This window comes from Microcoleus sp. SVA1B4 (assembly GCF_036700545.1).
GTDB lineage: Bacteria > Cyanobacteriota > Cyanobacteriia > Cyanobacteriales > Microcoleaceae > Microcoleus.
In genome coordinates this window covers 25,122-34,866 of record NZ_JAUBPB010000051.1, presented here as the reverse complement: position 1 = coordinate 34,866, position 9,745 = coordinate 25,122, and the positions used below count along the sequence as shown (strand labels likewise).

Below are 9,745 nucleotides of genomic sequence, written 5' to 3'. Positions count from 1 at the left end.
TGATTAATTAATTGTGGCACGGGCATCTTGCCCGTGGCTAATATCTGAACAGGCAAGATGCCTGTTCCACAACACAAGATAATTTATTGATTAATTAATTGTGGCACGGGCATCTTGCCCGTGGCTAATATCTGAACAGGCAAGATGCCTGTTCCACAACACAATTATATATGAACAGGCAAGATGCCTGTTCCACAACATAATTATATATGAACAGGCAAGATGCCTGTTCCACAACATAATTATATAAGTTATGACTTATGAAGGAGCTATAACTGCTAAAGCTTGGGGAATGACTCGGAATTTTGCAGGCGTGTAAGTTGTGATTTCACCGTCAGTATTAATCGGACGGCGTTTGCTAGTATTAACCTCAAATTCTTGAGCGTACAAGGCGCGAACGTTAGGCGAACTGGTATAATTTCCTTGCCTCATAGCCGGCAGCAAACCAATTATTTCCCACCAGTGTATTGTTTCCAAACTGTACAAATCCAGTCGCCGGTCGTCGATGGTGGCATCCTCCGCAACTGTCATCCCTCCGCCGTAATAGCGACCGTTGCCAATGGCAATTTGGATAGTTTTAACCTTAAAAGATTGGTTGTTTACCTTGATTTCTGCTCGGAATGGTCGCGCTGATAAAATTGTCTGCAAAGCAGTAAAAGCATAAGCTAAAACTCCCCAGCGCTGCTTGACGTTTTTAGTAAGTCGCTGGGTAATTTGCACGCTCAATCCCAAACTCGCCACATTAAAAAAATGCTTGTCGTTCACCCAACCTAGGTCTATTAGTCGAACTTTATCGCTGGCAATTACTTGACAAGCTGCTGATAAATCTGTAGGGATTCTCAGAGTGCGGGCTAGGTCGTTAGCTGTTCCCATGGGCAAAATACCCAAGGGTAACTTGGTGTCTATCAAACCTTCTATGGCGGCGTTGAGAGTGCCGTCGCCACCGCCAATTATTACTAATTCGACTCGATTTTGGTAGCGGCGAATCGTGTCGGAAAGTTCGTGGGCGTGGTCGGTAGACTCTATAATTAACTCAAAACCCAGTGCTTCTAATTTTACAGTGGCTTGAGATAATAGCTTTTGCCCTTTTCGGGAGTGCTGGTTTACTAAAAGTAGAGCTTTCTTCATTTGTTAATTTTTAATTAGGAATATTGGGTCTTTTAAATTACAAAAAGTATAGCTTGATGCCTTAACTGCATGAAATTAATGCTTTACTTCCATTTTACCAGTTATGATGGATTGACAAAAATGTTAAAAAATGGATAATTGTAGCAAAAGATTTGTAAAAAATAGCTCCCTCCGGCTCTGACTTAGCAGCAAAAAACCTCGCTTGTGGATCGAACTTAATTTAAAATCATGTATAATATTTTACAAAAAGCCCAAGTCGCTGCCGATCGCCAAAACTGGCCCTTGTTAGTTGAATGCTTGCAGCAAGTGACAGCCGACGGTAGCAAGCCGCAGGAAGAACACATTTTAGAGCAAGCTGTCAGTTTAGCAATAGAAGCCTTAAAATCGGGCGATTTTCAAGACCGTTGGGAAATTGCTAAAGTATTGCCAAATCTGGGAGATGGCGCGATCGCACCTTTAATTGCCGTGCTCGAAGACGAAGACGCAGACACCGAACCCCGGTGGTTCGCCGCCCGCATTCTCGGAAAGTTCGTGAAGCTAAGCTATCCCGTAGGGAATCGCCCGGAAGTGATTCAAGCTTTAGTAGAATTAGTCAAAAATTCCGACGAAGAATTGAGCCAAATCGCCGCCGAAACCCTAGGGAATTTCGGCCCGACAGCCATAGAATCCCTAGCAACTCTCCTACTCCAAGAAGACTCGCGACAGTTTGCAACAGCAGCACTCGCCCAAATTCGGCGCACCGAAACCATCCCACCGCTGTTGAGCGTAGTCGGAGACTCTCAAGTTGCGGTGCGGGCAGCCGCAATCGAGGCCCTGAGCAGCTTTCACGATTCCCGGATCCCCCCGGTACTGGTAGCAGCACTCAAAGATCCGGCGACAGCAGTCAGAAAAGAAGCCGTGCGAGCTCTCGGTGTGCGCGCCTATTTAGATGCAGAATTAGATTTAGTTAACTTGCTCAAACCTTTACTTTCGGATATCCGATTAGAAGTTTGTCAGCAAGCGGCGATCGCGATCGGGCGAGTGAAAACTGATGCTGCCGCGGCTGCTTTATTTGAATTGCTGCGATCGCCAATAACTCCGGTTGAATTGCAAATCGAAACTGTGCGCGCCCTAAGCTGGATGGAAACTGCAACCGCTTTAGCATATTTGCATCAGACATTAATGGCGCAATTTAATAACATAAATTCTACTGTTTGTCAAGAGATAGTCACTGTTTTAGGGCGAGTAGAAAAGCCGGAATTAAAAGCTGCTGCTGCTGAAATTCTGATTGATTTGTTGAAAACAGGTCATCCGGTTGTGCAGGAGGCAGTCAGCAAAAAATCTTTAGCTTTAGGTTTAGGAAAATTAGGAGATATGAGAGGGCTAGATACTCTGATTTCAATGTTGGGCGACGCAGACAGCAGCGTCAGGCTGCACTGCATGGCAGCGCTCAAACAGCTAGGTGCTGCCGAGGCGAGGCAGAAATTAGAAAGCTTAGTTAAGCAAGACAATCTCGAACCGAGATTGAAAAAAGGAATTGCGATCGCCCTGCAAGAATGGCAATAAAATTAAGAGCGGGCGGATTTACGGAGAACATTTAAATTTAGGGTGCGCCATAAGCACCTTAAGTAGAAATTAAATATTGAATTTTGAACTCGATAACTGAAAAATCACAACTTTAGCTCTGCTCAATTGGCAGTCGGACTCGGAAAGTCGAGCCGAGTCCTTCCCCAGGACTTTCGGCCCAGACACTGCCGCCGTGGAGTTCCACGAGATGGCGGACGATCGCCAATCCCAGTCCCAGCCCGCCGTAATTGCGCGTAGAAGTGCTGTCAGCTTGGCGGAAGCGATCGAACACAAAGGGCAAAAACTCCTTGCTGATGCCAATTCCCGTATCGCTAACAACGATCAAAACAGAGTGAACCGGAGACGGCCCAGACAAGATGGCGCCACCCCCTGCTCCCGGTTCCCCATCCTCCGAGAGCGTGATTTCCACGCGACCCGACGGCGGCGTAAACTTAATAGCATTCGAGAGCAAATTAGACACCACCTGCTGCAAACGAGTAGCATCGCCCTTCACCAAGCTCACCCCTTCGCCACAAAAACTGACCAATTCAATTCCCCTAGCTTCAGCATCAGGGATCAGCGCCTTCACCGCCGTTTCTACAATCCGCACCAAATCCACCGGGAACAGCTTCAAACACACTTTGTTGCTCACAATCCGGGAAACATCCAGCAAATCCTCAATCATCTGAGTTTGCAACCGCGCGTTTCGCTCAATAGTCTCCAAACCCACAGCCGTTTTTTCGGCACTCATCTGGCGCTGCCGCAACATCTGGGCCCAGCCCAAAATCGCGTTCAGAGGCGTCCGCAACTCGTGAGAAAGCGTTCCTAAAAACTGGTCTTTAATCCGGTTAGCCTCTGCAGCTTCCCGGTAAAGCCGCGCATTGTCGATCGCCACCGCCGCATCCCGCGCCAAATCCTCCAGCAAAACCAAATCGCTCTCCCCGCAGCGGCGGCCAGACTCCCCGCACAGCAACGAAATCGCTCCCAGCGTCCGCCCACGAGCGATCAGCGGCACGCAGATTGCCGACAGTACCTGGGATTGGGCTCGCAGCACCAACTGCAGTTCCCTGTCCGGCACAACCGCCTCGATCACCCATTCCGGTATTTCTGGGTAGAGCTTCGACTCACCAGTCCGTAGCACCTTTGCTACTCCGTGCCGTCCCTGGGGGTCTAGTGGCATACGCTGATCGATTTGCCACAGCAGAGCGACTTTGCTCGGATCTGAGTGAGCAACTGCTTGCAAGCGGATCGAGCCGTCGGCATCGAGCAAATGCACACAGCACCAATCCCCCAGCCCCGGTACTGTTAAATCTGCCAAACCTTGCAGCGCCTCCTCGTAATCCAGGGAAGCCGACGACAGCAAAGCCAAAGCTTGAGCGTTAAAATAGGCTGTTTGGGCCGATCGCTGGCGATCGTCAATATCAGTACAAGTCCCGAACCATTTAAGAATTTTCCCCTCAGCGTCCCGCACGGGCAATGCCCTGCCCAGATGCCAGCGGTAAGCCCCGTCAGAGGCTCGTTTAAAGCGGTATTCCACCTCGTAAGTCCTCCCCGTCTGCACCGAGGTCTTCCAGCTTTCTACGGAATCTTCCACATCATCGGGATGCAGGGCTAGCTCCCACCCCCAGCCTTGAGTTTCCTCCAGTGTCAAGCCAGTATATTCAAACCAGCGCTGGTTGTAGTAGTCGAGCCAGCCGTCGGGTCTGGCAGTCCAAACTATTTGCGGGATGGCTTCAGCGAGGACGCGGTACAACTGTTCGCTGGCTTCGGCTTCGCGACGAGCGGCCTGTTCCCGCGCCAATGCCCAATTCCGCTGTTCTTCGGCTTCTTTGCGAGCGGTGATGTCGCTAATTACGCCGATCCATTTGCAGGGATTGCCTTGTTTGTCAAGCACTGCTTTGCCCCGATCGATCCAATGGAGCAAGCCACCCCGTTGGCACTGAACGCGGTATTCCTGAAAAAATGGGGCAGCAGAACTGTCTGGCGCACTCAAATACCGATCGACTGCGACCAAAACTCGATCGCGGTCGATCGGGTGCAAGATACTGTTCCAAGCTGCTCTTGTCCTCGGAAATCCGCCTTTTGCGTACTCCAAATGTTCGTCTACGTGACCGAACCACAGCACGATGTCGGTCTCGATATCCCATTCGTAAATCAAATCACTGGCACTTTCTGCTGCAATCCGAAACCGCTCTTCAGACTGTCGCAGCACTTCCAGAAACTTAAAGCGTTCAGTCACGTCCAAAACCAGAGACAGCACCGATACCAACTGTCCCGAATCGCTGTAAAAAGCCGAATTGTACCACTCGCAGTGTACCAACGAACCCCTCTTATTATAATTGCTGTTGCGAACTACATTGCAGCGATTTTCGGGTTTTTTTAAACTATAAATTGCAGATTCTACCTCTGACAAATCGCCCTTGGAAATAAAGTTCCAGTCGCTAAAATGCTTGCCTAAAACTTCTCTTTTTTCCCACCCAAAAATATTCTCGGCCGCCGGCGACCACCCGCTGAGACGAAAGTTTTCATCCCACTCAATCACCGCTAGGGGCGTATTTTCAAAATGAGAAGTGAGTTTTTGCAGCGCCTCGCGCAGGGATGCTTCTACTTGCTTTCGCCCCGTAATATCGCTAAAAGAAATAGCAATGCCGTCTCCCAATTTAACGGTCATAATCCGAAACCAGGCGACAATGCCTTCGTTGTTGTAATAAATCTCGGTTTCGAGGGGAATTCCTGTTTCTACAACTTGCACGTAACGGTCGAACAAATTGTTATCTTTATGCCCCGGCAGCACTTGCAGCAATCGCTTGCCGGTTAATTCGCCCGGGGTACGGTGTTGCATTTTTGCCGCTGCGGGATTGACGTATTCCCATTCAAAATCCACAATTGTGGATTCGTCGCGGATGCTGCGGAACACGTTAAAACCGTCTAGAGATAATTCCTGAAAAACGCGGAAGCGTTCTTCGCTTTCTTGCAGCTTGCCTACGGTGTCAAGCAGGAGATCCTCGACTCGCTCGCGCTGCGTTATTTCTGCAAGCAATTGCTGGTTAATTTGCTGGAGTTCGGTTGTGAGGGAGGGGACGGAATTTGTAATATCAGAGTCGGCTTGCAGTCGATCGACCTTTTCAGATTCCAACGCCGTATTTCCTGGAAAAGAGGCCGCCCCAGCCAAAGCCAACACTTGAGGAACCCAAGGTCTCAGGGACGCTACAGCCCACAAAGAGATGATAGCGGTAACGGGGGCGATCGAACTTGACAGCCAGTAGCTGGGGTGCACCAGCATCCAAACTTGCATCAAGTAAGTTGTCCCGCCCCAGAAAAACCAGGCTCCCAATAGGATAAACCCCTTGCTCAAAGGCACGTCCCGCTGCTTCCGGGCATAGTATGTCAGAAGTGCTGGAATTGAATAATAAGCCAAGGCAATTAACACATCGCTGACCACCTGCAGTCCCATCAACTGGGGTTGCCACTGGCAACAGCCATCTTGCGGAATAAAATTGTGGTTAAATGACATAATCTTAATAAAGAGCAGCATTTCGGCTTTCCTGTGCGATCGAGCTTAGTTGCACTTGTGTTGCTGACCCGCTAATTTCTAGTTTATACACAAAAAAACATAAAACAAAAGTGACTTTAGTCCGGGGAGGAAAGTTCACAGCAGGCTTTAACCTGCCTGAAATATTTGTCCATTTATTGAGAGGTTTAGGGAGAGTGAGATACTATAATTCCCAAGGAGGTACGAAATTAAATGCTATCTTTTGAATTCACAACTTACGGAAAAACAGAGCAATTGAGCGCACTTGATGAAGGGATTACTAGAGTGCCGTTCATTGAAACGGTTTAGCTAGCAACTGGCAATATTCGATAAATTCATCTTTATTGAATCTATTTTTTGATAAGTTTGCAGATTCAGAAATCCCTTCAACATAGGAGAATCGACCTCTACTTGGAGGCTCAGAAATCCTGCCGGAGCAGATTGATGCTTAGAGCGCAGCATCCCCGCCTCTGGCGCTGGAATCAAAACAAATCTGTACCTGTATCAAAGTCTACTAAATTCTGCTACTACATCGGTTAATGTCACAGATTATCTTCCACTAAAATTTCTGAAACCATCTCGAATTAAACATCCATGCGCTTAGAGCAGCTTCAAGCATTTCTTTCAGTTGCTGAAACTGGTAGCTTTCAGCAAGCGGCCCGGAAGTGTGGCGTTACCCAATCGACTATTAGCCGCCAAGTGCAGGGATTAGAAGCGGAAGTGGGTTTGTCGCTGTTTCACCGCACGGCCCACGCGAAACTGACTGTGGGAGGGGAATGCCTACTGCCTCACGCTCGCAAAATCTGTCAGACTTGGCGAAATGCTGCTGAAGAATTGGGAGACTTACGGGCGGGAAAGCAGCCGGAACTCTGCGTGGCGGCGATTCATTCGGTTTGCGCTGCTTATTTGCCACCTGTGCTGCAAAAGTTTTGCCGCGACTATCCAGACGTACAATTGCGGGTGACTGCCCTCGGTAGCGATCGAGCTCTGAAAGTCCTCAAAGACGGTTTGGTGGACATCGCTGTGGTGATGAACAACCGCCATTTTACTCAAGCCCCGGAAATGTTGGTTGAGGTGCTCTACAATGAGCCGATCGAGGTGTTGATGGCGGCGGGTCATCCCCTGGCCCAGTACGAACGAGTACCTTGGCCGGAATTGATTTGTTACCCGCAAGTGGTGTTTAAGGATGGGTACGGAATGCAGCGGATGGTGCAAGAACAATTTGGACGCATCGGTGCTAAACTTCATGCTGTTTTGGAACTCAACACTCTTGATGCTTTTCGGGGTGTGGTGCGACAGGGAGAGTTGATTGCTTTGCTGCCGCATTCAGCTTTGGTGGAGGCGAAGGGCGATCGTACTTTAGCAATTCGGTCGATCGCCCCAGAGCGCTCAAATTCCAAGGTTTCGACGATCGGTCAATTGGCCGCAGATCCCACTTGGACTCGCGAAGTGGTATTGGTGACAACTCACGATCGAATGCAAATTCCGCCGATCGCCCATTTCTGGAATTTGGTACGCGAATTTGTGCCGCCATTTGATGTAATGAAGCTCGAAAAATCCGGGAGTTAATTCGATAATTTTGAATTGAGAGTTGGGAATTTTAAATTTAAAACGATTCAAATATTACCAATTACTAACTACCACTTACTAACTACCAACTACCAATTACTAACTTCCAAAGTTATGAGTGACGCATTTAGAGAATTGCTGCGAAAAATTGGCAGCGGAGTACACACAGGAGAAAACTTAACTCGCTCCGAAGCAGCTGCAGCCACGCGGATGATGCTGCTGGGAGAAGCAACACCGGCTCAAATCGGAGCTTTTATGATTTCCCACCGCATTAAACGGCCCACTGGGGAAGAATTAGCCGGAATGCTCGATGCTTATGAAGAATTGGGGCCTATGCTTGCCCCCCCAAACCGAGAAAAAGGGTTTTCCGTCTCTACCGTCGCCGTGTTTGGCGTTGCTTACGACGGGCGATCGCGCACGGCTCCAATTAGCCCAATAACCGCCCTAATTTTAGCCGCATCTGGCGTCCCAACCCTCATGCACGGGGGGGATACCATGCCAACGAAGGAAGGCATTCCCCTGATTGAAATTTGGCGCGGTTTGGGAGTTGACTGGAGAAAACTGAGTTTAGAAAAAGTCCAGCAAGTTTTTGACAATACGGGTTTGGGTTTTGTGTACCTTCCCAAGCATTTTCCTCAAGCCGCCGCTTTAGTGCCCTACCGCCGCGAAATTGGAAAACGGCCACCTTTTTCGACAATGGAGTTGATGTGGTGTCCCTGTGCCGGCGATGTTAACGTCATATCGGGCTACGTCCACCCGCCGACAGAAGGTATGTTTCAAAAAGCCTTTGAGCTGCGGGGAATCAAAAATTATACCACAGTCAAGGGATTGGAGGGAAGCTGCGATTTGCCGCGCGATCGTACTGCGATTATCGGCATTGCTAAGCCGGATGCCGAGTTTGAACGACTGCTTTTGGCCCACGGAGATTACGGTTTTAGCAACACAAATCCGGCATTTGAATCAACCTCTGAGTTATTAAAACAAATGCAGGAAGTGTTGCTTGGAAAACCCTCAGAAGTGATGCAGTCCGCTATCTGGAACGGCGGATTTTATCTGTGGCGCAGCGGAGTTTGTTTGGATATAAACTCTGGTTTAATTGAGGCAGAAACTTTACTCAGCAGCGGTCAAGTCGTCCAAAAACTTGAGGAAATTAGCCAAGCCGTTAGTGTTTTTAGTTGAGAATGACAGTTGACAGTTGACAGTTGACAGTTGACCGTTAACTACTGACTACTAGACATCTCCAATAATTATTGTGGAACAGGCATCTTGCCTGTTCAAAACAGGCAATTCTTGCGATAACTACTGACTAATGACTACTGACTACTGACTACTGACTACTGACTACTGACTAATGACTAATCATAAAATTGCTGTAATTGTGCTTGCAGGCGGTCAAAGTTCGCGGATGGGTAAGGATAAAGCTTTGCTGGAAATTGAGGGCAAATCCCTATTGCAGCGGGCGTTGGAAGTTGCCGCAGTTGTAACCCCCGAAGTTTATGTTCTGACTGCTTGGCCCGATCGCTATCGATCGACATTAACCGAAACATCCCAATTTCTGGTAGAGTACAATCCGGGCTCCGGGCCCTTGGTTGCATTGACTCAGGGATTGACAGAAATAGCCGCCGACTGGATTTTACTGTTAGCTTGCGATTTGCCTTTGTTGGATGCCCAGATTATTCAGAATTGGGCAAGTCAGTTAACCGAATTTCCCCCATCAACTTTAGCAGTTGTGCCTTATCAAAATTCGCGCTGGGAGCCTTTGTGCGGCTTCTACCGCCACCAATCTCTGCCCAGCTTGCAAAGTTTTATTGACAAAGGTGGACGTTCCTTTCAAGTGTGGTTAAATCAAATTCCCGCAATCCCTTTACCTGTAGGGGAACGAGAAGCAGTAATGTTATCGAATTGCAATACATTAGAAGAGTTTGAGCAATTAAAAGGTAAAATGAGTAACTGTTGACTTTTGACAGTTGA

At 48.4% G+C, this 9,745-nt stretch carries 6 protein-coding genes; 4 read left to right on the top strand and 2 right to left on the bottom strand.

Annotated features, from left to right (window positions below; genetic code table 11):
• Nucleotides 1-258: 258 nt before the first annotated feature.
• Nucleotides 259-1,128, bottom strand: a complete 870-nt coding sequence (locus QT987_RS21010) for a lipid kinase (protein WP_333243866.1) — start codon at nucleotides 1,126-1,128, stop codon at nucleotides 259-261.
• 228 nt (nucleotides 1,129-1,356) lie between these two features.
• On the opposite strand from QT987_RS21010, the gene QT987_RS21005 reads away from it, so the two are divergent.
• Nucleotides 1,357-2,673 (top strand): HEAT repeat domain-containing protein, encoded by a 1,317-nt coding sequence (locus tag QT987_RS21005; protein ID WP_333243862.1) that lies wholly within the window; start codon nucleotides 1,357-1,359, stop codon nucleotides 2,671-2,673.
• Between the two features lie 112 nt (nucleotides 2,674-2,785).
• Here the strand turns inward: QT987_RS21005 and QT987_RS21000 are convergent, their stop codons facing one another.
• Nucleotides 2,786-6,208: a PAS domain S-box protein gene (locus QT987_RS21000; protein ID WP_445299719.1), complete on the bottom strand. Its 3,423-nt coding sequence runs from the start codon at nucleotides 6,206-6,208 to the stop codon at nucleotides 2,786-2,788.
• A gap of 591 nt (nucleotides 6,209-6,799) precedes the next feature.
• On the opposite strand from QT987_RS21000, the gene QT987_RS20995 reads away from it, so the two are divergent.
• The 3 genes from QT987_RS20995 (at nucleotide 6,800) to QT987_RS20985 (ending at nucleotide 9,731) form a co-directional block, all read left to right on the top strand.
• Nucleotides 6,800-7,774: a LysR family transcriptional regulator gene (locus tag QT987_RS20995; protein WP_333243855.1), complete on the top strand. Its 975-nt coding sequence runs from the start codon at nucleotides 6,800-6,802 to the stop codon at nucleotides 7,772-7,774.
• Nucleotides 7,775-7,888: 114 nt separating this feature from the next.
• Nucleotides 7,889-8,953: an anthranilate phosphoribosyltransferase family protein gene (locus QT987_RS20990; RefSeq protein ID WP_333243852.1), complete on the top strand. Its 1,065-nt coding sequence runs from the start codon at nucleotides 7,889-7,891 to the stop codon at nucleotides 8,951-8,953.
• Between the two features lie 172 nt (nucleotides 8,954-9,125).
• Nucleotides 9,126-9,731 (top strand): molybdenum cofactor guanylyltransferase, encoded by a 606-nt coding sequence (locus QT987_RS20985; protein WP_333243849.1) that lies wholly within the window; start codon nucleotides 9,126-9,128, stop codon nucleotides 9,729-9,731.
• The last annotated feature ends 14 nt before the right edge of the window (nucleotides 9,732-9,745 follow it).

What these genes read in the sequence shown, in the direction of transcription:
- QT987_RS21010 (WP_333243866.1), bottom strand. Translation starts at nt 1,128, where the DNA reads ATGAAGAAAGCTCTACTTTTAGTAAACCAGCACTCCCGAAAAGGGCAA.
- QT987_RS21005 (WP_333243862.1), top strand. Translation starts at nt 1,357, where the DNA reads ATGTATAATATTTTACAAAAAGCCCAAGTCGCTGCCGATCGCCAAAAC.
- QT987_RS21000 (WP_445299719.1), bottom strand. Translation starts at nt 6,208, where the DNA reads ATGCTGCTCTTTATTAAGATTATGTCATTTAACCACAATTTTATTCCG.
- QT987_RS20995 (WP_333243855.1), top strand. Translation starts at nt 6,800, where the DNA reads ATGCGCTTAGAGCAGCTTCAAGCATTTCTTTCAGTTGCTGAAACTGGT.
- QT987_RS20990 (WP_333243852.1), top strand. Translation starts at nt 7,889, where the DNA reads ATGAGTGACGCATTTAGAGAATTGCTGCGAAAAATTGGCAGCGGAGTA.
- QT987_RS20985 (WP_333243849.1), top strand. Translation starts at nt 9,126, where the DNA reads ATGACTAATCATAAAATTGCTGTAATTGTGCTTGCAGGCGGTCAAAGT.